Origin of the sequence: Sphingopyxis panaciterrulae, from assembly GCF_014199295.1 — a bacterium.
Classification (GTDB): Bacteria; Pseudomonadota; Alphaproteobacteria; order Sphingomonadales; family Sphingomonadaceae; genus Sphingopyxis; species Sphingopyxis panaciterrulae.
The window spans coordinates 36228-57655 of the sequence record NZ_JACIJH010000006.1; the positions used below are offsets into that span (position 1 = coordinate 36228).

Sequence of the window (21428 nt, forward strand, 5' to 3'; positions counted from 1 at the left end):
CGCGATGCCCGCGCCCGCCGCCTCCGATCCCGCGATTCCGGCTCCGCCGCCCGGCCGCTTCCGCTGGGCGATCTGCGCGCTGCTCTTCTTCGTCATCACGATCAACTATGTCGACCGTCAGGTGATCGGCGTGCTCAAGCCGGTGATCGAAACCGACATGGGGTGGAGCGAGGTAGATTACGGCAATATCGTCACCGCCTTTCAGGCGAGCTACGGCATCGGACTCTTCCTCGTCGGGCGCTGGCTCGACCGCGTCGGGACGCGGCGCGGGCTGGCGATCGCCATCGCCCTGTGGAGCCTCGCCGCTGCCTTTCACGCCGGCGCGCGCAGCGTGCTCCAATTCGTCCTCGCGCGCGCCGCGCTCGGCTTCGCCGAAAGCGCCGCCTATCCGGGCGCGGTCAAGTCGGTCGCCGAATGGTTCCCGCGCCGCGAGCGCGCGCTCGGGGTCGGCATCCTCAACGCCGGCGCCAATGTCGGGGTGCTGCTCACCCCTCTGGTCGGCATCGCGGTTGCGGGCGCCTTCGGCTGGCGCGCCGCCTTTCTCGTCACCGGGCTGCTCGGCCTCGTCCTGCTCGCCGCCTGGCTCCGCCTCTATCGCGCGCCCGCCGACCATCCGCGCCTGACCGCGGCCGAGCGCGTCTATATCGAACAGGATGGCGAGGACCCCGCGGGGCCGCCGCTCGGCTGGGGGCAGGCGCTGCGCCAGCGCCAGGCCTGGTATTTCGTCGCCGCCAAATTCTTCACCGACCCCGTCTGGTATCTTTTCCTGTTCTGGCTCCCCGATTTCTTCGCGCGGACGCAGGGGCTCGAACTCTTCCCGACGGGCGACACCGGTCTCCTCGCGACGATCGGTCCGGCGCTGATCGCCGTCTACCTGCTCGCCGACATCGGCTCGGTTGCGGGCGGCTGGCTGTCGTCGCACCTGATCCGGCGCGGCTGGAGCGTCAACCGTGCGCGCAAGACGACCCTGCTTGTCGCGGCGCTCTGCGCGCTGCCGCTTGTCGGGGTGGTCCATGCCCCGAACGCCGCCGTCGCGGTCGCGCTGATCGGCCTCGGCACCGCGGGGCATCAGGCCTTCTCGTCCAACATCTTCGCGATGATCGGCGATCTCTATCCACGCCGCGCCGTCGCCACGGTCGCCGGCATGGGCGGCATGGCGGGCGCGCTCGGCGGCATAGCGATCGCGCAGGCGACCGGCTGGACGCTTCAGCTCACCGGTTCCTATCTGCCGATCCTGCTCTACGCCGGACTTGCCTATCTCATCGCCCTCGGCGCGATCCAGCTCCTCGTTCCACACATGGAGCCCATATTCGCGCCCAGTCCGGAGCCGACCGTATGACGCGTTTCACCCGCCGCCAGGCGCTCGCCGGCCTTGCCGCGCTCCCCGTCGCTGCCCGCGCCGGAACGGCCGCCGATCCGTCGCTCGACGCGCTGGCAAGGGCAGGGGGACGCCGCTTCGGCAGCGCGATCGCCTGGAATCCGCGCAGCCGGGACTCGGGCTCGGTCCAGAATCCCGCCTATGCGGCGCTGGTCCGGCGCGAATGCGGCATCGTCGTTCCGGAAAATGAGATGAAGTGGCAGTGGCTGCGCAAATCGCCCGACGCCTTCGACTTTCGCGGCATGGACGGCATCGTCCGCTGGGCGAGGCAGGGCGGCCTCGCGGTGCGCGGCCACACCCTGCTCTGGCACCGTCCGAAATGGTTTCCAGACTGGCTCAATACTTATGATTTCGGTGCGAATCCCGCCGCCGAGGCCGAACGGCTGCTCACCACGCATATCCGCACCGTCGTCGCGCGCTACGGCGGCACGATCGCAAGCTGGGACGTCGTCAACGAGGCGATCGACCACGACCGCAATGCACCGATCGAAACCAGCCTGTCGCGCGCGATGGGCAACGCGGAGGCAGTGCTCGATCTCGCCTTTCACACCGCGCGCGATGCCGCGCCGCATGCCGAGCTCGTCTATAACGACTATATGAGCTGGGAGCCGCAGCATGCGAAACATTGCGCCGACGTGCTGCGCCTGCTCGAAGGTTTCCGCAAACGCGGCGTTCCGGTCGACGCGCTCGGCGTCCAGTCGCATATCGAGATGTTCGCGCTCGACCCTGCGACCGGCGTCGGCCCCTATCGCGAGCGCGAATGGCGCGCCTTCCTCGATGAGGTCGTCGGCATGGGGTATCGGCTGCTCGTCACCGAATCCGACGTCAAGGACAGGGCGCTTCCCGGCGATATCGCGCTACGCGACGCGAAGATCGCCGATTACACGCGCCGTTATTTCGACCTGATGCTCGATTATCGCCAGCTCGGCGACATTCTCGCCTGGGGGATGGTCGACCGCTATAGCTGGCTCCAGGGCTTCGCCCCGCGCGACGACGGGCTTGCGGTGCGTGCCTGTCCCTATGACGATGGCTATCGCGCCAAGCCGATGCGCGCCGCGCTCGCGCAAAGCCTCGCCGCGGCGGGCTGATTCTCCATTCGAAGGCGGCATTTGCCCGACTGGCGGTAATCGATGTCATGCCCGCCCTTGCGCGACTGGCGGCCGCTCGTTACGGGATTCGGCGTTACCGGGAGCGAGTGGGCTCTGGCGCGCTCCTCCTGTGGACCAAAGGAGAAAATTGATGCGATCCCCTCTTGTGGCGCCGCTCGGCGTCCTGTTCCTGCTCGCGGCCTGTTCGGGCCAGGCCCAGACCGAAGACAAGCCGGCCCAGGCCGAAACCACCACCGAAACCGCCAAGGATGACAGCAAGCTCCCCGACACCGGCGGCGACGCGCCGATCGAGCTGACCGCGATCGAAAAGAGCGAATTGCTGCGCCTCGACGGCGATCATGAATGCCGTTTCATCATCAAGGGCCAGCCTGGTCCCGCGCTTGTCGCCAAGGCCAGCATCGGCGACGACGAACTCGCCTCCGGCGCCTACAAGATCAGCGGCAAGGTGCTGCGCGTCGCGGGCTCGGGCGGCTTCAAGGCGCTCGACAAGGGCATGACCCTGTCCGGCCCCGGCATGAAGCTGGAGGTCGCGCGCGTCGCCGATGGGGCAAAGAATGCCGCGACGCTGACCGCCGCGCGCACCTATGGCGGCGAGCGCAGCTTCGACGGCCAATGGAGCTGCGACGCCTGACGCGGCACTCGCGTCCGCGCTACGCTGCTTGCTGCGGATCGCGGACGCGGATCAGGCCCGTCGAGCGCATCGTCATCACCCGCTCGTCATGCTGGTTGAGGACGGTGAGTTTCGATTCGAACAGACCCATCTCGGGCCGGCTCGCCGAGCGCCGCTTGCTCAGCACCTCGCTCTCGCAGCGCAGCGTGTCGCCGGGATAGACGGGCTTCAGCCAGCGTAGCTCGTCGATCCCCGGCGAACCGAGCCCTGCCTGCTCGTGCGCCTTCATGTCGTCGACGATCATCCGCATCGCCATCGCCGCGGTGTGCCATCCGCTCGCCGACAATCGCCCGAAATAGGTTGCCGCCGCCGCCGCATCGTCGAGGTGGAAGGGTTGGGGGTCGTATTTGCCGGCGAAGTCGATCGCTTCCTCGCGCGTCACCAGCTTGTCCCCGAAACGCTGAACCGCGCCGACCTCGATATCTTCATAGTATAGCATGGCGCCAGCCTATGGCTTGGCCGATGCGCCGAAGGCAAGCCGTCTATTTCGCCAGACGCTGCAACAGCACCCCCGCCGCGTCGCTTGGCAGCGGCGCGACGCCGATCAGCGTCATCAGCAGCGGATAGACCTCGATATTGTCGACCGTGCCGACATCGCCCGTCAGGCCGGCATTCGACGCCACGAACAGCGCCAGCATCTCGGGGTCATGGTTGTCGTATCCGTGCGCCCCGCCCGCGACCGGCCATTGCGGCTCGCCCGCGATGATCGACCAGCCCGGCTCGGCGATGCAGATGATCGCCGCGACGCGCGGGTTGTGCCCATAATGAAGCCGCGCGGGCAACGCCTCGCGCCGGTGGCAGTCCATATGCTCATGCGGTTTCAGCAGCGCCTCGAACACGCGCTCGTCGGTCGCGGCGGCGGGTTCGATCGCGGCATAGGGGCCGGTTTCGACCGCGATGATGCTGGGAAGGTCGATCAGGTCGGCAAGCTGGATCACCCGCGACGCATCGACCGCGCGCATCCCGTGATCGGCGACGATCAGCAGGTGCGCGGGCTGCCGCATCGCCGCGAGTCCCGCGACGAGGTCGCCGATCCGCGCGTCGACCTCGCCGATCGCTGTATTCACCTCGGCGCTGTCGGGGCCGAAGCGGTGCCCGGCGGTATCGACGATGTCGAAATAGAGGGTGACGAATGCGGGCCGGATATCGGCCGGGCGCCGCAGCCAGTCGAGCACGGCGTTGACGCGCTGCGCGCCCGACACATGCTGGTCGAAGCGCTGCCAGTCCATCGGCCGCGCGTCGTGGATCGCGACCTCGCTGCCCGGCCAGAACATCGTCGCGCTGCGCACCCCGGCCTTGTCCGCCGTCACCCACGCCGGCTCGGCCTCGTCCCACCAGAAGGGATCGAGCGACTGTTTCGCGTCGCCCAGGCTGAAGATCTGGCCGGGGCGGCGCGGGTCGATCATCCGGTTGCCGACGATGCCGTTGCTGTCGGGGCGCTTGCCGGTGACGATCGCATAATGATTGGGAAAGGTCTTGGTCGGAAAGGACGGGCGCAGCCTGCCGTGCGCACCCTCGGCCGCGAGCCGCGCGATATGCGGCGTCAGGCCGCGGTCCAGATAATCGGCGCGAAAGCCGTCGATCGAGACCAGGATGGTGACCGGCTTGCGCGCGTCCGCCTCTTCGGCGCGGAGCGGCTGGGCGGCGATGCAGAAAAGCGCGAGGATCAGCGAGACGATTCGGGTCATGGTCATCGCGCTACGATGGGCGGATGACGGCAAGGCGACAAGTCGTGCGTCGTTGCCCATGGGATGTCGGTCGGAAATTTCCTTGCATTTCTTCGGCCTGGATGGTGCATCCGGTTTCGATCGCAACAAGGGGAAGCCGAAAATGAAAAAGACTTTGGTCGCCATGATGATGGCGGGGGCGGCGCTTGTCGCCGTGCCGGCTGCGGGGCAGAAGGCCGACGACACCAACCGCCTGATCGACCAGGGCATGAACCACAGCCAGGTCATGACGATCGCGCAGGAGATGACCGACGGGCTCGGTCCGCGCCTCACCAACTCGCCGGGCATGCGCCGCGCCGAGCAATGGGCGATCGACAAGTTCAACGGCTGGGGTCTGGCCGACGTCCACCGCGACGGCTTCGAATTCGGCCGCGGGTGGGAGATCGTTTCGGTCTCCGCGCGCATGATGAGCCCGCGCCCGCTCGCGCTCACCGCGATTCCGGTCGCCTGGACGCCGCCGACGAACGGCGCGGTCTCCGCTCCGGTCATCGTCGCGCCGATGACCAAGGAAGAGCATTTCGCCGAATGGAAGGGCAAGCTCGCGGGCAAGATCGTGCTCGTCACGCTTCCCGGCGACGGCAGCGAAGCCGACAAACCCGGCTTTCACCGTCTCGACAGCAGCGATTTCGAAAAGCTCGATTCGTTCCGTCAGCCCAAATACGATCCCGATTCGCTCAATCGCCGCCTCGAGCGCGTCGCTTTCCCCGAAAAGCTCGACGCCTTCCTGAAGGCCGAGGGCGCGGTCGCCTGGGTCCGCGAATCGAAACGCGATGGCAAGCTCGTGCACGGAGAAGGCTATAATTACCGCGCCGGCCACACGCTGACGCTGCCCGGCATCGAGCTCGCGGCCGAGGATTATCGCCGCCTTGCGCGCCTCGCCAAGTCGGGCCCGGCGCCCGAGCTCGAAATCGACAGCAACGTCCGCTTCGACGACAGCGACACCAAAGCCTACAACATCATCGCCGACATTCCCGGCAGCGATCCCAAGGCGGGCTATGTGATGGCCGGCGCGCATTTCGACAGTTGGGTCGCCGCCGACGGAGCGACCGACAATGCCGCGGGCAGCGCTGTGGTGATGGAGGCGGCGCGGATCATCAAGGCGCTCGGCGTCCGCCCGAAACGCACGATCCGCTTCGTGTTGTGGAGCGGGGAAGAGCAGGGGCTGCTCGGCTCGCTGTCCTATATCGACAAATATCTCGCCTCGCGGCCCGGCCCGGCGGAGGGCGAGGACGGCAACCTCCTCTATTACGGCTGGCCGAACCGCTATCCGATCACGCCGAAGCCCGGCTATTACGACCTCAAGGCCTATTTCAACATGGACAATGGCTCGGGCAAGCTGCGCGGCATCTATGCCGAGGGCAATGTCGCCGCGGTGCCGCTGCTCAAGGAATGGCTGACCCCCTACGCCAGCCTCGGCGCGGGCCGCGTCGTCGCCGCGACCACCGGCGGCACCGATCATGTCTTCATGCAGTCGGTCGGCGTCCCCGGCTATCAGTTCATCCAGGACCCGCTCGACTACGGCTCGCGCACCCACCACAGCAGCGCCGACACCTACGACCATCTGAAGGCAGAGGATCTGCGCCAGGCTTCGGTGGTGATGGCGGGCATGCTGCTCGCCTCGGCGAACAGCGACAAGACCCTGCCGCGCTTCCCGGTGCCGAGCCAGCCCTCGGCCTATGATCCGTTCAAATACAAGGATCCGAACGAGTGAGAGCGATAGCGTTGATTTGAATCGTCATTGCGAGCGAAGCGAAGCAATCCAGAGCGGTGACAAGCTGTCCTGGATTGCTTCGTCGCTACGCTCCTCGCAATGACGATTGTCGTTAGACTCGGAGATATCTACGCCGACATCCTGATCCCCGCGACGCCATTCTCCACAACCCCCGTCGCGCGCTTCGACAGGCTGTTCACCGGCGTCGTCACCTTGTCGACGACCATGAAATGCGTCTGCCACGCCTCGCGGTTCACGTCGCAGACCAGATAGCCGCGCTGGTCGTTCGCGAATTTCAGCTCGGGGTTGCGCGCCAGCCATTCGTCGGTGCCCTTGCGCTTGTCGCTGCCGTCGCCGCCGCTCGAAATCGAGGTGCCGACGAACTCGCCGGCGACCACCTTGTCTTGCCGGATCAGGTCGCCGCAGAAATTCTGATGCTCGTCGCCGGTCAGCACGACGGCGTTCTTCACCCCGCCCAGCCGCGCCAGCATCCGCTCGCGCGCCACCTCATAGCCCGCCCAGCTATCGAGGTTCAGGATCTTCTGCGTCTCGTCGGGATAGCGCCGCCGGTCGAGCGACATCATCGTCACCTGCTGCGCGATCGCGTTCCACGCCGCGCCGCCTTCGCCCAGAGTCTTCGCGAGCCACTCCTCCTGCGCCTTGCCCAGCACCTGCGCATTTTTGTCGAACACCCCAGGGCAGGCGGGCTTGAAACCGTCGCCGCACGGCTGGTCGCTGCGATACTGCCGCGTGTCGAGCAATTGCATCGACATCAGATCGCCATATCGCAGCTCGCGGTTCAGCGCGACCATGCCCCCGCGCGGCAGCAGCGCGCGGCGCACCGGCATATGCTCGTACCATGCCTGCATCGCCGCCTGTTTCTTCAGCATGAAGACTTCGGGCGGCGGCGCGTCGGGGTCCTCGGCGTCGAGCCCCAGCTTCCAATTGTCGCGGTCCGACACCCAGTCGTTGCGGATTTCGTGATCGTCGAAACTCGACAGGAAGGCGTGGCTGCAGCGCGCCGCCTGCAAATCCACATCGCCCAGTTGCTGGCTGTATGCGGTGCGGAAATCGGACAGGTCGATCAGGTTGCGGAACGCATTCCGGCGCACCGGCCGGCTCGGCAGTCCGTCGCTGAACAGATAATCCTGGCTATATTCATAGATGAAGTCGCCATAGTGATAGACGAATGCCAGCTCCTCGCGCGCCAGATGCCGATAGGCGCCGAAATAGCCCGATTCGAAATGCTGGCAGCCGCAGACGCCGAACTTCAGCGCGTCGATGCTGGCGCCGACCACGGGCAAGGTGCGCGCGCGGCCGCGCAGGCTGCGTTCGCCGGCGGCGGTGAAGCGGTAATAATAGGGCCGGTCGGCTTTGAGGCCCGCGACCTCGACATGGACGCTGTGGCCCAGTTCGGGATGCGCGAGTTCGGTGCCCTTGGCCACGACGTCGCGAAAGCCCCCGTCGCTCGCGACCTCCCAGTCGACCGGCACCGGCGCCAGCGGCATGCCGCCGTGCGGCGCCATCGGCTCGGGCGCCAGCCGCGTCCAGATGACGAAGCCGTCGCTCGACGGGTCGCCCGCCGCGACGCCGAGGCTGAACGGGAAATCGCGGAACAGTCCGCCCTCGGCGCGCAGGATCGCGGGGGCGGCGACCCCGGCCAGCGTGGCGGAGGCGATGAAGTGGCGGCGGTTCAGCATGGGCGCTCCGAAGGCAGGACGACTCGACGGCAGCGGCATAGCCCAGCCCCTATCCGCTCGCTACAGGGCCGTCGCCGCCATCCACACCGCCATCGCGATCATCATCAGATTCTCGGTCAGCGAGACGAAGCCCAGCGGCACCCTGCTGCTGCCGCCGACGCAGGCGCATTTGATGTCGCGCTTGTCGATATAGACCGCCTTGAACACCGACACCGCGCCGATTCCGCCGATGAACAGCGCGACCGGGATCGACAGCCACGGCAGCGCGTGCGCGGTCATCAGCACGCCCGCGAATCCCTCGGCAAAGGGGTAGATGCTCGCATAGGGCACCCAGCGCCGCGCGAGCAGGTCGTAATTCAGGAACATCGTCGCGAACTTGTCGACGTCCTGCAATTTCAGCAGCGCCAGCACGATCATGCTGAACGAGATGAACCATTCGGCGGCGCGCAGGGTGAAGGCGTCGCCGTCGACGGCAAAGCCCGCGGCGAGCGCCGTCAGCGCGGTCATCGCGAACAGCGCGATCACCGGCGTATAGCTGGTCGCATCGGGGTCGGCGACCTTCAGCCCGAAATGGCGGCGCAGATCGTCATAACCGCCGATGCGAACCCCGTCGATGAAGGTCTGCGGCGTCGTCTTGACGCCATGCTCGGCCTTGAACGCATCGGTTTCCGCGCGCGTCGTCAGCCAGCGGTCGTCGACCGCGAAGCCCCGGCTTTTCAGCAGATGCTTCGCCTTCAGCCCATAGGGGCAGATATGGTCCTTCATGACCATGCGATGGAGGATTGCCTGTTTCGTCATGCCGTCCCATATAGCATCCGTACCATGGTACGGAGTCAAGCGATGCAATTCACCATCGGCAAATTGGCCGCCGCGGGCGGGGTCGGGGTCGAGACGATCCGCTATTACCAGCGCCGCGGCCTGCTCGGCACGCCGGTGCGCAGCGGCGGTGACGGCTGGGGCGGCGGCATCCGCCGCTATGGCGACAAGGATCTCAGGCGCCTGACGTTCATCCGTGCGGCGCAGGCGGCGGGCTTCACGCTCGACGAGATATCGGAACTGCTCGCGCTCGAGGAAAGCGACGACCGTGTCCGCGTCCGCAATCTCGCGCGGCAGCGAATCGCGGCGCTCGACGAAAAGATCGCCCAGATGACCGAAGCCCGCGCCGCGCTCGCGCGCCTGGCAGATCAATGCGCGGCGAGCGACAAGGGGCCGTGCCCGATCTTGGCGGCGTTCGAGCCTTGAGATTTCGACAGCCGGCTTTTCGACCGGTTACGGACAGTGCCGAACCTGGTCCCCGGCGGCTATCATCCACCGACGTGCGCTTCTCTTTCATCGTCACCCCGGACTTGATCCGGGGTCCCGCTGGATACCGAAACCAGTCGAAGCCTTGAAAAAGCGGGATCCCGGATCAAGTCCGGGGTGACGAAAGAGAGGAGCCTCCGCTCCCCACCTCAAAGCCTCCCACCGGCTTTACGAAATCGGCTCAGCTATGCAGAAAGTGCATGACATCCCCGTCCTGCACGACATAGCCCTTGCCCTCGGCGCGCAGCTTGCCCGCCTCGCGTGCCTTGGCCTCGCCGCCCAGCGCGACATAATCGGCAAAAGCGATGGTTTCGGCGCGGATGAAGCCCTTCTGGAAATCGCTGTGGATCTCGCCCGCCGCCTCGGGCGCGGTCGCGCCGGTGTGGACGGTCCACGCGCGCGCCTCCTTCGGCCCGACGGTAAAGAAGGTCAGCAGGTGGAGCAGCTCGTATCCGGCGCGGATCACGCGCGCCAGCCCGGTTTCGTGCAGCCCCATCTCCTCCAGGAACAGCATCCGCTCGTCGGGCTCCATGGCCACCAGCTCGCTCTCGATCGCGGCCGAAACGATGACCGCCTGCGCGCCCTCGGCCTCGGCCCGTGCGAACACCGCCGCGCTGTGGGCGTTGCCCGTCGCGGCATGGGCTTCCTCGACGTTGCAGACATAGAGGACCGGCTTGACGGTCAGCAGTTGCGCCTGTTTCAGGATGCGCTCTTCCTCGATATCCTTGGGTTCGGTCAGCCGCGCGGGCTTGCCGGCGCGCAGCAGGTCGAGCGCCTGGCCGAGCACCGAGGCCGCGGCCTTGGCCTCCTTGTCGCCGCCGGTCGCCTTCTTCTGAAAGGCGGGGACGCGCTTTTCCAGGCTTTCGAGGTCGGCGAGCAGCAATTCGGTCTCGACCGTCTCCGCATCGGCGACGGGGTCGACCTTGTTCTCGACATGCTGGATGTCGTCGTCCTCGAAACAGCGCAGGACGTGGACGATCGCGTCGACCTCGCGGATATTGCCGAGGAACTGGTTGCCCAGTCCTTCGCCCTTCGACGCGCCGCGCACCAGTCCCGCGATATCGACGAAGGCGAGCTGGGTCGGGATGATCTTCTGGCTGCCCGCGATCGCGGCGAGCTTGTCGAGCCGGTCGTCGGGGACCGCGACATTGCCGATGTTCGGCTCGATCGTGCAGAAGGGATAATTGGCCGCCTGCGCCGCCTGCGTCTCGGTCAGCGCGTTGAACAGGGTGGACTTGCCCACATTGGGCAGCCCGACGATCCCGCATTTGAAACCCATGAAAACATCCGATCGATCTGGAAACAGGCCAGCCCCTTAGCGAGCGGGGCTGGCCTTTTCCAGTGCGATGGATCAGTTGCCGATCGGCGCCTTGTCGCTGCGCTGGACGACGACGGTCGAGGAGCGCGGCGCCTCGCCCGCCACCGGCCAGTCGCCGGTCGGATGCTGGATGTTCACGAAGAAGGTCGTGAGGTCCGGCGTATAGGCCAGCCCGGTGATCTCGCAGCCGGTCGGGCCGACCAGGAAGCGCTTCGATTCCTTCGTGACCTGATCGATATAGAACATCGCATTGTGGCCGAAGGCATCCTCGATCGTCGTGCCGGCCACCCCCGAATTGCCCGGAATGCTGTGGTCGGTCTGCACCCACAGCCGGCCCTGCGGGTCGATGCGGATGCCGTCGGGGCTGGAGAAGGTGTCGCCGTCGATATTGCCGACGACATGGCTGCCGCCCGCCGCGAGCGACGGGTCGCCGGCGAGCAGGAAGATATCCCATGCAAAGCCCGTCGCCAGCGGATCGTCGCCCGTTTCGCTGAACCTGATGATGTGGCCGTGCAGGTTGGTGACGCGCGGGTTGGCGGCGTCGGTGACCTTGCGGCCGCTGTTGTTGGTCAGCGTGACGAAGATCGCGCTGTTGTCGGGCGCCACCGTGATCCATTCGGGACGGTCCATCACCGTGCCGCCCGCGACGCGCGCCGCCGACTGGCATTCGATCAGCACATCGGCCTGATTGTTGAAATCGACCGTCGCCGGCGTCGGGGGCGTCGTGCTCTGGCTGACGTTGCCGGGGTCCTGCGCGCCGGCGGTCAGACCGTTCTGCCCGACGACCAGCGCGCGCCATTCGCCGGTGCCGTCGCCGTTGAAGCGCGCGACATACAGGGTGCCGTAATCGAGCAGGTCGGTGTTCGCGGCGCGGTTCGACGGGTTGAAGGCGCGGTCGGGAACGAACTTGTAGATGCACCCCGGTGTCGAATCGTCGCCCATGTAAAAGGCGACGCGGTTGTCGTCGTTCGCCATGAAAGCCACATTCTCGTGGTTGAAACGCCCCATCGCGGTGCGCTTCGTCGGCGTCGCCAGCTCGCGCAGCGGGTCGATCTCGACGACCCAGCCGTAATGGCGCTCGGGCTGCGTCGGGTCGAGATAATTGTCGGTCGTCTCCTCGCAGGTCAGATAGGTGTCCCACGGCGTCCGCCCGCTCGAGCAATTGTTGAGCATGCCCTTGATCGTGCCCGACAGCACGCCCGCCGCGGGGCCGCCGGCGCGATAGCTGCTGTTGCCGGTATAGCGCCTGTTGTACGTCGATCCGCTCTTGACCGCCCAGGCGCCGTCCTCGCCCTTGGCGACCTCGACCACCCCGATGCCGACCGCCGACAGCGCGAGCGCCTTCTGGTCGGCCGACGCGGTCGCGGCGTCATAGCTGCCCGGCATCAGGATGTGGAAGTCCGGCAGCTCGTAATTCATCGCCAGCAGACCGCCGGTGTTGGGATCGACCTCGGGCAGGGCGAAATACTCCATGCCGTCATGATTGCCGCCGGCCCACTTCTCGGCGTCGGCGGGGGTCGGATAGCTGCCCGACCAGGGCGCGCCCGCCTCGACGGAATCGCCGGCCTTCAGCAGCACCGCGACCGAATAGCCCTCGGGCACGGTGACCTTGTCCTCCTCGTTCGCCGCGACCGGCGTGAAATTCACGTCATAGCTGACCGGGGTCGGCGTCGGCGTCGGGGTGGGGGAGGGCGTCGGGGTGGGCGGCAGCGTGACGACCGGATTGTCGTCGTCGCACCCGGCCAGCACCACGGCGGGAATCACCGACAGGCCGAGCAGTCCCTTGCCCAAGATCGAGCGGCGCGACGGATTGTCGGCAACGATGGCTTCCAGGCTGTCCGGCCCGTTCAAATCGTCGGTCGCGCGGCGATACGGCGCGCGCGCCTCGTCGGTCAGATATGACATGCAGTGCCCCTTTTGGCTGTGGGTTTCGCCGCGATGGGCAGAACGCCCCCGCAGTCGCGAAGCCTGTTCGCAGAGGCAGGTTGCACGTCGATTGCGCGATTGCGTCGGGACGATGAAGGGAGCGAGTGGCTTTTGTGACGGCCGCGCTCGGTTCAGCCGTTCAGGCGCAGCGCCAGGTCGCTGACGAAGCGCGCATCGTCGCCCTCGGCCAGCCATGGCACCTCGGCGGCGATCGCGCCGAGCAGGTCGGTCAGCGGTTCGATCTCGCTCTTGTGATAGGAACCCAGCACATGCCCCGTCACCCGGTCCTTGTGCCCCGGATGGCCGATGCCGATCCGCACGCGGCGGAAATCGTCGCCGATATGGGCGATCATGCTGCGGATGCCGTTATGCCCCGCCGCGCCGCCGCCGCGCTTCACCTTGACCTTCATCGGCGCCAGGTCGAGTTCGTCGTAAAAGGCGGTGACGTCCTGCGGCGCCAGCTTGTAGAAATCCATTGCCGCGCGCACGCTGCGGCCGCTTTCGTTCATATAGGTCGCGGGCTTGAGCAGCAGCACGCGCTCGCGGCCGATGCGGCCATCCTGTATCCAGCCCTGGAATTTCTTCGCGGGCGCCGAAAAGCCATGCGTGTCGGCGATGACGTCGGCGGCCATGAAGCCGACATTGTGCCGGTGCATCGCATATTGGGGTCCGGGATTGCCGAGACCGACCCAGAGCTGCATGTCGAAAACCCCTCTATATTCAGGGGATCAAGCCGCTTTCGACGACTACCCTTTCTGTCTCGTCACCCTGAACTGGTTTCGGGGTCCATGGCCAGCCCTCGAATGCAGCGCAACGTAGAATGAGAAGCGGGGCCATGGATGCTGAAACAAGTTCAGCATGACGAAGCGGGAGGAGGCGGCGTTTCGTCCGAAGCGCCGCCTCTTCGCCTATAATCCCTGTCCCTCGACGGGCCAGAGGGCTTCGAATCAGGCTTCGGCTTCGCCGCCCTCGGCTTCGCCTTCATCCTTGGTCGTGTCGCCGTCGCTCGACTTGAGCGCCGACGGTGCGACGATCGTTGCGATGGTGAAATCGCGGTCGGTGATCGCGCTTTCCACGCCCTTCGGCAGGGTGACGTGGCTGATGTGGATCGAATCGCCGACGTCGAAACCGGTGACGTCGATCGTGATGTCGTCGGGAATCTTGTCCGCTTCGCAGACCAGTTCCAGCTCGTGGCGCACGACGTTCAGCACGCCGCCGCGCTTCAGGCCGGGCGCCAGTTCCTCGTTCACGAACAGGACGGGGACGCCGACCTGGACCTTGGTATCCTTCGACACGCGCAGGAAGTCGGCGTGGATCGGGCGATCCTTGACCGGGTGGAAAGCGACGTCCTTGGGCAGGGTGCGGATGGTCTTGCCGCCGACTTCGATCATCACGACCGAGTTCATGAAAATGCCGGTCATCAACTGCTTCATCAGCAGCTTTTCTTCGACGTGGATCATCAGGGGGTCTTCCTTGCCGCCATAGACGACGGCGGGGACGCGGCCATTGCGACGCAGCTCGCGCGAGGCTCCCTTGCCTCCGCGTTCGCGCGTCTCGGCCGTCAGCGTCAACTGATCGCTCATATCATTTCTCCGAGAAACGGTTGCACAGTCCGCCACGCCTCCAGGGATGACCATGACGGAAGCGCGGGCGCATAGCGGGAAGACGGCGGAATTGCAAGGGGCGGGACAGCAGGGTGGGACTTCATCCCGCCTCCTCCGTCACCCCGGGCCTGACCCGGGGTCCCGCTTCGACCCAGGCGCCGCTCTATCGCTACCCGGCGTTGCCGGGTCAAGCTTGACCAAAAGTCCGCCATTGCGAATGGAAAAAAAGCGTCCCTATTGCACCCGCCGCACCGTCACGCCCTGCGCTTCCAGCAACGCCGGCACCCCGTCCGCGCCGACCAGATGCCCGGCGCCGACCGCGACCAGCAGCGTCCCCGGCCGCTCCATCCGTTTTGCGATCCATGCCGCCCAGGCGCGGTTGCGGCCGGTGATGATCGCCGCGCGCGCCGCGGGAACGGCGTCGACATCCTCGTTGATCTCGCGCTCCAGCGCCGCGACGTCGCCGCGCGACCAGGCGTCGGCCAGCACATGCACCTCGGCGACCGCGTCGCCCGCGCGCTCGGCGGCGCGGGTCAGCAGCGCGCGCTGGGTCCTGGGGTCGAGCGTTTCGAACAGCATCAACTGGCTGCGCGCGGTCTCCAGCCCCGCGATCGGCTTGCCCGCCTCGGCGAAGCGCTGCATCAGCACCGCCTCGACGCCATTGTCGGGCGACAGCGCCGCGTTGCGGGCGACGCGCTGGCCTATCAGCACCATCACCGCCCAGTCGTCGAGCGCGTCGGCGGGAAAGGCCGACCCGCTCGCCTCCAGCGCGCGATAGCCGGCCAGCGCGGCGGGCGGCAGGCGCCGGTCGATCGCCAACGGCGCCTCGCGCGGGGCGAGGCGCTGGAACTCCTCGCTCGCCGCCGACAATTCGGCGGGCGACAATTCCATCACCAGCTCGTCCGACGCCGCGGCGGCGGCCGCGATCCTGCCCCGGTTCCAGTCGGTGTTTTCGGGCAGCGCGTGCATGGTGCCCAGCAGATAGATGCGCGTATCGCCATCCTCGGCCAGCCACATCGCCGGGGTGGCGTCGAACGTGACCGCAGGCGGGGAACAGGCGGCGAGCAGGCACGCAAGCAGGGCCGCCGCGACGCGGCGACCCCGGTTGCGCAAGGGGGACGCCCCCGCGATCAATACGCGACCCGCGTCACGGTCAGCCCGCGCTCCTTCAGATAATCCTGCACGCTGTGGGCGCCCGCGAGATGGCCCGCGCCGACCGCGACGAACACGGTGCCGGGTTCGTCCATCCGCGCCTTGAGCTGGTCGGCCCAGTTGGCGTTGCGGTCGAACAGCAGCCGCTTGGCCAGGTCGGGCGTCGACTCCAGGCTTTCGTTCATCGTCTGCGCGAGCGCGTCGGGATCGCCCTTGCTCCACTGGTCGACCAGCGTGTCGAGCGTCGACCCCAGCGTGTCGATGTCCTTGACCACCGCGTTCAGGAAGGCGATCTGCGAAAATTCGGGCAGCGTATCGAAATAGCCGATCTGCTGGTCGATCGTCTCCAGGCCGGAAATCGGCTTGCCTTCCGCCTTGGCGGCGTTCGTGAGCTGCTTTTCGGCACCCTGCTCGGGATCATAGCCGAACTTGATCAGCGGCGCGACCGACAGCGTCATCGCGGCGAACCAGGGTTCGAACATGTCGAACTGCGCGGCCGGCAGGTCGAGTTTCGCCATCGCGGCCTGATAGGCCTTCAGGTCGTCGGGCGCCAGCTTCGACGATAGCGTCTTGCCGCTCTGGTCGATCGCGAGCGGCAGCATCGCCTTCGCCATCGCGGCCTGGTCCTCGGGCAGCACGATCTCGAGCATCAGCTCGTCGGACTTGTCGAACGCATCCTTCACCGCCTCGTCGAACCAGCTCAGGCCGGGCTTCAGCACATGGACGCTGCCGAACAGATAGATGGTCGTGTCGTCGTCCTTCATCATCCACAGCGCCGGATCGGCGTCGACGGTCGCCACGACGGCCGGCGCCGGAGCGGGCGGAGCGACCGGCGCGGTCTGCGCCGCCGGCTCGGCCGCCGCGGCGCTGTTATAGCCTGGCAGGACCGTGCATTGGGCAAAGGGGATGACCGCGCAGGTGATGATCAGGGTACGAAGCATTTTTTTCATGGGAGAGGTCTTTCTGGTAAGCCGTCCGGCGGTTGGAAAAGGAGAGGGAAGGGGGCTGGTCATCGACGGAACTTCATCCACAGATATATGACGGCATTCACGACGAGCGACAGCAGAAAGAGCGCCATCGCATCGACCGGCGGAGCGAGGTCCGCGCGATGGAGCATCCACCAGACCGGCGCCGGAAAGACGAAACTGTACCAGCCCGCCAGGCTCGCCCATAGCCAGGCGCGTTCTTCATGGTCGTCGATGGCGCGATGATAAAGGATCATGGAAACCGCCAGGCCCAGCAGCCACAGCAGCGACGCGCCGATGGCAAAGCCGGGGCTGACCGGGCCGTCCGCGATCATGGCGACTTCGGCGACGGGCGTGTCGCTATCGGCCATCGACCAGACGCCGATCAGGGCGCCCACCAGGGCGGCGACTCCCAGCGCCAGCCAATAGCGGCGCTTGCGCGGCGACCTTTGCCGCCACACGGCGCCATAGGCGCGCAGATAGAAGGCGCCGGCGATGGCGCAGAAGCCGATCCCGACAAGCGGGCCCAGCCACGCGGGCAGCGGCTCGCCGCCATTTTCGACGGCCGCCTGATTATAACCGGCAAAGATGCCGGCCAGCATTGCGGCGGCGAGGGCGATGGCGATCGGCCATCCCACCGCTCCGCCGATTCCCTTCGGGGACGGATCACGCGTCATCGGCCGGTCCTTCGAAACCATCATCGAAAATCTCCTCGATCGGCATGGCGAACAGGCGGGCGAGCTTGAAGGCGAGCGGCAGCGACGGGTCGTATTTCCCCGTCTCGATCGCGTTCACCGCCTGCCGCGACACGTCGAGCCGGTCGGCCAGTTCCGCCTGGCTCCAGCTTCGCATCGCACGCAACACTTTCAGCTTGTTGTTCACCCGCCGAATCCGTCATGCTCGCCTGACCTTATGTCAGGTGTTATTGACTAAATGACAGGATCGCCTGACCATGTCAAGGCGCCGTGTCGTCACGATGCGCGGCACTTTCGGCAACTTCCACGCTTTGCCCTCCCTTGACCGCTGCGCCCCGCTGCGCCAAGGGCAGCGCGATTGTTGCACCTGCGAAAGACGGGATCAGGGACCGACGTGGCGGAGACGAAACCCCTCAGCTTTCAGGACATGATCCTGACCCTCCACGCCTATTGGGGCGCGCGCGGCTGCGCGATCCTCCAGCCCTATGACATGCGCGTCGGGGCGGGGACCTTTCATCCCGCGACCACCCTGCGCAGCCTCGGGCCCGAGCCGTGGAACGTCGCCTATGTCCAGCCCAGCCGCCGCCCGACCGATGGCCGCTATGGCGAGAACCCCAACCGGCTCCAGCATTATTACCAGTATCAGGTGATCCTGAAACCGTCGCCCGCCGACATTCAGGACCAGTATCTCGGCAGCCTCGCCGCGATCGGCATCGACCCGCTGCTCCACGACATCCGCTTCGTCGAGGACGATTGGGAATCGCCGACGCTCGGCGCCTGGGGGCTGGGCTGGGAGGTGTGGTGCGACGGGATGGAGGTGACGCAGTTCACCTATTTCCAGCAGATGGGCGGCTATGACTGCAAGCCCGTCGCGGGCGAACTGACCTACGGGCTCGAACGCCTCGCCATGTATATCCAGAATGTTGACAATGTGTACGACCTGCGCTTCTCCGACCCGGTCGGCGACGTGCCGGGGGTCTGTTACGGCGACGTCTTCCTCGAGAATGAGCGCCAATTCTCGAAATGGAATTTCGAGGTCGCCGACACCGACAGCCTGTTCGCGGGCTTCAAGGCGGCCGAGGCCGAATGCCGGCGCGCCATCGCGGCGAACGTCCCGCTCGCCGCCTATGACCAGGCGATCGAGGCGAGCCACCTCTTCAACCTACTCCAGGCGCGCGGCGTCATCAGCGTCCAGGAACGCGCCAATTACATGGCCCGCGTCCGCGACCTCGCCAAGGGAAGCTGCAAGGCGTGGATAGACAGCCAGTCGGATCGCTGGATCGCGCAATATCCCGGGTGGACGCTGTGATGGCGGTCGCAAATCCTGCCGCGACCTCCCTTTCCGTTCGTGTCGAGCATCGTCGAGACACCCATCGGAATGGCGCTGTCCTTCGCGGCATCTCGACTTCGCTCGATGCGAACGAGGTTCGGGGTTCGGAGGATTTGCAATGACCGATTTCCTTCTCGAACTCCGCAGCGAGGAAATCCCGGCGCGGATGCAGGCCGGCGCGCGCGCCGAGCTCGACAAGCTGTTTCGCGCGCAGCTCGCGGCTGCGGGCCTCGAAGCGGGCGACCTCACCATCTGGTCGACCCCGCGCCGCCTCGCGCTGATCGCCAAGGAGCTTCCCGACGCGACCGCCGCGATCAGCGAAGAGCTCAAGGGCCCGCGCACCAGCGCGCCGCCGCAGGCGCTCGAAGGCTTCCTGCGCAAGACAGGTCTGACCCAGGACCGGCTCGAAGACCGCGACGGCGTGTATTTCGCGGTGATCGAGCGTGCCGGCCGCGCGACCCGCGATGTGCTGGCCGAAGCGATCCCCGCGATCGTCCGCGCCTTCGCTTGGCCCAAGTCGATGCGCTGGGGCCGCGAAAGCACGAGCAGCGAAAGCCTGCGCTGGGTGCGCCCGTTGTCGGGCATCGTCGCGATCCTCGGCGATGAACTGATCGCCTGTGAAGTCGGCGGGATTTCTACGGGGTTCGCGACGCGCGGCCACCGCTTCCACTGCCCCGGCGAGATCACCATCGGCTCGGCGGCGGACTATGCCGACAAGCTGCGCGCCTGCCACGTCATCGTCGACCATGCGGAGCGCGCCGCGATCGTTCGCGACGGCGCCGCGAAGGCCGCGGCCGACGCCGGGCTGACTCTGGTCGAGGACGAAGGGCTGGTGATCGAGAATGCCGGCCTCACCGAATGGCCGGTGCCCTTGCTCGGTCGCTTCGACGAAGCGTTCCTCGCGGTGCCGCCCGAGGTCATCCAGCTCACCGCGCGGGTGAACCAGAAATATTTCGTCGTGAACGGCGCCGACGGCAAGCTCGCCAACGGTTTCGTTTGCACCGCGAATATCGTCGCGAGCGACAGCGGTGCAGAGATCGTCGCCGGCAACCGCAAGGTCCTCGCCGCGCGCCTGTCCGACGCGCGCTTCTTCTGGGAACAGGATCAGAAGAAGACGCTGGCCGAGCACGCCGAAAAACTCGCGAACATCACATTCCACGAAAAGCTCGGCACCGTCGCCGACAAGGTCGAGCGCGTCGCGAAGCTCGCCGAATGGCTGGCAAGCGAAGGCATCGTCCCCAACTGCGACCCCGCGCTCGCGCGGCAGGCGGCGGAACTGGCGAAGGCCGACCTCGTCACCGAAATGGTCGGCGAATTCCCCGAACTGCAGGGTCTGATGGGTGGCTATTACGCCCGCGCCGAAGGCCTGCCCGACGCCGTCGCCGACGCGATCCGCGACCATTACAAGCCGGTCGGGCAGGGCGATGATGTGCCGACCGCACCGGTGACGGTGACCGTGGCGTTGGCGGACAAGCTGGATACGCTTGTTGGCTTCTTCGTCATCAAGGAGCGACCCACTGGTTCGCGAGACCCCTTTGCATTGCGTCGCGCAGCGCTCGGCATTATCGAACTTGTTCTTCGCAATGGTTTGCGACTTGAGTTGGACTATGCGGCTTCCCGGGTCGGGCATCTCATAGGCTTGCAGCAGGAAAAGAGCACGAGCACTGCTGTTCACGAAATCTGGCTGGCCGAGTTTATGGGAGCGGAGTTGTTTCGCGCCGTCCCTGACTTTTTCGTCGACCGGCTCAAGGTGCAGCAGCGCGAAGCTGGTGTTCGACACGACCTGATCGATGCGGTTTTCGGCCTCGAAAAGCGCAAAGATGAGATCGTCGGAAATTTGGCCCGCGTGAAGGCGCTCCAAGCCTTCATGGCGACCGACGACGGCGCGAACCTGCTCGCGGGCTACAAGCGCGCGGCGAATATCCTGAAGCAGGCGGGGGATATGTCCGCTTCCCGCTTGCGGGAGGGGCTAGGGGAGGGCAGGTCATCCGCCACCCCTTCGCCCGAAACAGCCCCTCCCCCGACCCCTCCCGCAAGCGGGAGGGGAGAATTGGAGCCAGCGGAAACAGCCTTGCTCGCCGCGCTCGACACCGCCGAACCCGCGGCAGCGGCCGCCGTCGCCGACGAACGCTTCACCGACGCCATGTCCGCGCTTGCGTCACTGCGAGTGCCCATCGACGCCTTTTTCGAGGACGTGATGGTCAACGATCCCGATCCTGCGGTGCGCGCCTTCCGGCTCGGGCTGCTCGCGCGTTTCCGTGATGCCGTTCACAGCGTCGCCGATTTTTCGAAGATAGAGGGTTAGGTCTGCCAATCGTCAAGGAAGGGGGAATGGCACCATGAACGATACCCATCTGATCTGGATCTTCGCGCTCGGTTTCCCGCTGCTTTTCATTCTCATGTGGCTGGGCATCATCCGTCTTTTGTCGTGGTTCGGCTGGTCGCGCTATCTGCCCGAATTCGCGTGCGACCGGCCGGTCCCGCCCGATGCGCAGCGCTATTCGATGGCGTCGATGGTCATCGGCCGCTTTCCCGGCGGAATCAGCTATCGCAGCGCGATGAATATATGGATCGACACCGGCGGCCTCTATCTGCGGCCGCTTGCGATCTTCCGCCTCTTTCACCCGCTGCTGCATATTCGCTGGGACGCGATCGCGTCGATCGAACCGCGCAAGACGCTGTGGGTCAAGGCGCACCAGCTCACATTCCGCCGCGACGTGCCGATGATGACCTTCGGCCAGCCGGCGGGGCAGGCGATCTTCGACCGATGGCAGGCGCATCATGGCGGCAGACCCGCCTGATGCCGCTGAAAGCAAAACTGAGTCGACCTCGACCGGGGCC

The 21428-nt window shown here is 66.3% G+C and carries 20 protein-coding genes; 8 read left to right on the plus strand and 12 right to left on the minus strand.

Going from position 1 to position 21428, the window contains the following annotated elements:
* Window positions 1-4: 4 nt before the first annotated feature.
* The 3 genes from FHR21_RS10625 (at window position 5) to FHR21_RS10635 (ending at window position 3118) form a co-directional block, all read left to right on the plus strand.
* Window positions 5-1339 (plus strand): MFS transporter, encoded by a 1335-nt coding sequence (locus FHR21_RS10625; protein ID WP_184098025.1) that lies wholly within the window; start codon window positions 5-7, stop codon window positions 1337-1339.
* On the plus strand, window positions 1336-2466 hold the full coding sequence (locus FHR21_RS10630) for an endo-1,4-beta-xylanase (protein ID WP_184098027.1): 1131 nt from the start codon (window positions 1336-1338) through the stop codon (window positions 2464-2466). The genes FHR21_RS10625 and FHR21_RS10630 overlap by 4 nt, the downstream gene beginning before the upstream one ends.
* Before the next feature lie 151 nt (window positions 2467-2617).
* Window positions 2618-3118 (plus strand): hypothetical protein, encoded by a 501-nt coding sequence (locus FHR21_RS10635; protein WP_184098029.1) that lies wholly within the window; start codon window positions 2618-2620, stop codon window positions 3116-3118.
* A gap of 19 nt (window positions 3119-3137) precedes the next feature.
* Here FHR21_RS10635 and FHR21_RS10640 read toward each other — a convergent pair whose 3' ends face one another.
* Window positions 3138-3596 carry a MaoC family dehydratase gene (locus FHR21_RS10640; RefSeq protein ID WP_184098031.1) on the minus strand — a complete coding sequence of 153 codons (459 nt, stop codon included), beginning with the start codon at window positions 3594-3596 and terminating at the stop codon, window positions 3138-3140.
* Between the two features lie 43 nt (window positions 3597-3639).
* Window positions 3640-4845 carry an alkaline phosphatase family protein gene (locus FHR21_RS10645; protein ID WP_246427177.1) on the minus strand — a complete coding sequence of 402 codons (1206 nt, stop codon included), beginning with the start codon at window positions 4843-4845 and terminating at the stop codon, window positions 3640-3642.
* 142 nt (window positions 4846-4987) lie between these two features.
* Here FHR21_RS10645 and FHR21_RS10650 point away from each other — a divergent pair, with 142 nt between their 5' ends.
* Complete coding sequence (locus FHR21_RS10650) at window positions 4988-6595, plus strand: M20/M25/M40 family metallo-hydrolase (RefSeq protein ID WP_184098035.1); 1608 nt, start codon at window positions 4988-4990, stop codon at window positions 6593-6595.
* 128 nt (window positions 6596-6723) lie between these two features.
* On the opposite strand, the gene FHR21_RS10655 is transcribed toward FHR21_RS10650, so the two are convergent.
* Window positions 6724-8295, minus strand: coding sequence for an alkaline phosphatase D family protein (locus FHR21_RS10655; RefSeq protein ID WP_184098037.1), 1572 nt, complete (start codon window positions 8293-8295; stop codon window positions 6724-6726).
* Window positions 8296-8355: 60 nt separating this feature from the next.
* Entirely contained in the window at window positions 8356-9093 is a 738-nt protein-coding gene (locus tag FHR21_RS10660; protein WP_184098039.1) for a glutaredoxin family protein, read from the minus strand.
* Window positions 9094-9135: 42 nt separating this feature from the next.
* Between FHR21_RS10660 and FHR21_RS10665 the strand changes: the two genes are divergently transcribed.
* Window positions 9136-9537: a MerR family DNA-binding protein gene (locus FHR21_RS10665; protein ID WP_184098041.1), complete on the plus strand. Its 402-nt coding sequence runs from the start codon at window positions 9136-9138 to the stop codon at window positions 9535-9537.
* 241 nt (window positions 9538-9778) lie between these two features.
* On the opposite strand, the gene ychF is transcribed toward FHR21_RS10665, so the two are convergent.
* From ychF to FHR21_RS10705, 8 genes are all read right to left on the minus strand, one after another.
* Window positions 9779-10876 carry a redox-regulated ATPase YchF gene (ychF, locus tag FHR21_RS10670; protein WP_184098043.1) on the minus strand — a complete coding sequence of 366 codons (1098 nt, stop codon included), beginning with the start codon at window positions 10874-10876 and terminating at the stop codon, window positions 9779-9781.
* Window positions 10877-10948: 72 nt separating this feature from the next.
* Window positions 10949-12820 carry a PhoX family protein gene (locus FHR21_RS10675; protein WP_184098045.1) on the minus strand — a complete coding sequence of 624 codons (1872 nt, stop codon included), beginning with the start codon at window positions 12818-12820 and terminating at the stop codon, window positions 10949-10951.
* Between the two features lie 152 nt (window positions 12821-12972).
* A complete protein-coding gene (pth, locus tag FHR21_RS10680) occupies window positions 12973-13542 on the minus strand; it encodes an aminoacyl-tRNA hydrolase (protein ID WP_184098047.1) in 570 nt (189 codons plus the stop codon).
* Window positions 13543-13788: 246 nt separating this feature from the next.
* Window positions 13789-14424: a 50S ribosomal protein L25/general stress protein Ctc gene (locus tag FHR21_RS10685; protein ID WP_184098049.1), complete on the minus strand. Its 636-nt coding sequence runs from the start codon at window positions 14422-14424 to the stop codon at window positions 13789-13791.
* A 255-nt stretch (window positions 14425-14679) separates the two neighbouring features.
* Window positions 14680-15558: a TraB/GumN family protein gene (locus tag FHR21_RS10690; RefSeq protein WP_246427168.1), complete on the minus strand. Its 879-nt coding sequence runs from the start codon at window positions 15556-15558 to the stop codon at window positions 14680-14682.
* Window positions 15559-15575: 17 nt separating this feature from the next.
* Window positions 15576-16547, minus strand: coding sequence for a TraB/GumN family protein (locus FHR21_RS10695; RefSeq protein ID WP_184098053.1), 972 nt, complete (start codon window positions 16545-16547; stop codon window positions 15576-15578).
* Between the two features lie 59 nt (window positions 16548-16606).
* Window positions 16607-17239, minus strand: a complete 633-nt coding sequence (locus FHR21_RS10700) for a hypothetical protein (protein WP_184098055.1) — start codon at window positions 17237-17239, stop codon at window positions 16607-16609.
* The gene (locus FHR21_RS10705; protein ID WP_184098057.1) at window positions 17229-17444 is read right to left on the minus strand and encodes a helix-turn-helix domain-containing protein; all 216 of its coding nucleotides are present in this window, start codon (window positions 17442-17444) and stop codon (window positions 17229-17231) included. The genes FHR21_RS10700 and FHR21_RS10705 overlap by 11 nt, the downstream gene beginning before the upstream one ends.
* 207 nt (window positions 17445-17651) lie before the next feature.
* Between FHR21_RS10705 and FHR21_RS10710 the strand changes: the two genes are divergently transcribed.
* The 3 genes from FHR21_RS10710 (at window position 17652) to FHR21_RS10720 (ending at window position 21388) form a co-directional block, all read left to right on the plus strand.
* Window positions 17652-18566, plus strand: coding sequence for a glycine--tRNA ligase subunit alpha (locus FHR21_RS10710; protein WP_184098059.1), 915 nt, complete (start codon window positions 17652-17654; stop codon window positions 18564-18566).
* Between the two features lie 139 nt (window positions 18567-18705).
* Window positions 18706-20892 carry a glycine--tRNA ligase subunit beta gene (gene glyS / locus FHR21_RS10715; protein WP_184098061.1) on the plus strand — a complete coding sequence of 729 codons (2187 nt, stop codon included), beginning with the start codon at window positions 18706-18708 and terminating at the stop codon, window positions 20890-20892.
* Window positions 20893-20926: 34 nt separating this feature from the next.
* On the plus strand, window positions 20927-21388 hold the full coding sequence (locus tag FHR21_RS10720) for a hypothetical protein (RefSeq protein ID WP_184098063.1): 462 nt from the start codon (window positions 20927-20929) through the stop codon (window positions 21386-21388).
* The last annotated feature ends 40 nt before the right edge of the window (window positions 21389-21428 follow it).

Excerpts from the sequence above, each read along its gene's own strand:
- FHR21_RS10675 (WP_184098045.1), bottom strand. The coding sequence starts at position 12,820 with ATGTCATATCTGACCGACGAGGCGCGCGCGCCGTATCGCCGCGCGACC.
- FHR21_RS10685 (WP_184098049.1), bottom strand. The coding sequence starts at position 14,424 with ATGAGCGATCAGTTGACGCTGACGGCCGAGACGCGCGAACGCGGAGGC.
- glyS (WP_184098061.1), top strand. The coding sequence starts at position 18,706 with ATGACCGATTTCCTTCTCGAACTCCGCAGCGAGGAAATCCCGGCGCGG.
- pth (WP_184098047.1), bottom strand. The coding sequence starts at position 13,542 with ATGCAGCTCTGGGTCGGTCTCGGCAATCCCGGACCCCAATATGCGATG.
- FHR21_RS10665 (WP_184098041.1), top strand. The coding sequence starts at position 9,136 with ATGCAATTCACCATCGGCAAATTGGCCGCCGCGGGCGGGGTCGGGGTC.
- FHR21_RS10660 (WP_184098039.1), bottom strand. The coding sequence starts at position 9,093 with ATGACGAAACAGGCAATCCTCCATCGCATGGTCATGAAGGACCATATC.
- FHR21_RS10630 (WP_184098027.1), top strand. The coding sequence starts at position 1,336 with ATGACGCGTTTCACCCGCCGCCAGGCGCTCGCCGGCCTTGCCGCGCTC.
- FHR21_RS10720 (WP_184098063.1), top strand. The coding sequence starts at position 20,927 with ATGAACGATACCCATCTGATCTGGATCTTCGCGCTCGGTTTCCCGCTG.
- FHR21_RS10700 (WP_184098055.1), bottom strand. The coding sequence starts at position 17,239 with ATGACGCGTGATCCGTCCCCGAAGGGAATCGGCGGAGCGGTGGGATGG.
- FHR21_RS10635 (WP_184098029.1), top strand. The coding sequence starts at position 2,618 with ATGCGATCCCCTCTTGTGGCGCCGCTCGGCGTCCTGTTCCTGCTCGCG.
- FHR21_RS10640 (WP_184098031.1), bottom strand. The coding sequence starts at position 3,596 with ATGCTATACTATGAAGATATCGAGGTCGGCGCGGTTCAGCGTTTCGGG.
- FHR21_RS10695 (WP_184098053.1), bottom strand. The coding sequence starts at position 16,547 with ATGAAAAAAATGCTTCGTACCCTGATCATCACCTGCGCGGTCATCCCC.
- ychF (WP_184098043.1), bottom strand. The coding sequence starts at position 10,876 with ATGGGTTTCAAATGCGGGATCGTCGGGCTGCCCAATGTGGGCAAGTCC.
- FHR21_RS10625 (WP_184098025.1), top strand. The coding sequence starts at position 5 with ATGCCCGCGCCCGCCGCCTCCGATCCCGCGATTCCGGCTCCGCCGCCC.
- FHR21_RS10655 (WP_184098037.1), bottom strand. The coding sequence starts at position 8,295 with ATGCTGAACCGCCGCCACTTCATCGCCTCCGCCACGCTGGCCGGGGTC.
- FHR21_RS10645 (WP_246427177.1), bottom strand. The coding sequence starts at position 4,845 with ATGACCCGAATCGTCTCGCTGATCCTCGCGCTTTTCTGCATCGCCGCC.
- FHR21_RS10650 (WP_184098035.1), top strand. The coding sequence starts at position 4,988 with ATGAAAAAGACTTTGGTCGCCATGATGATGGCGGGGGCGGCGCTTGTC.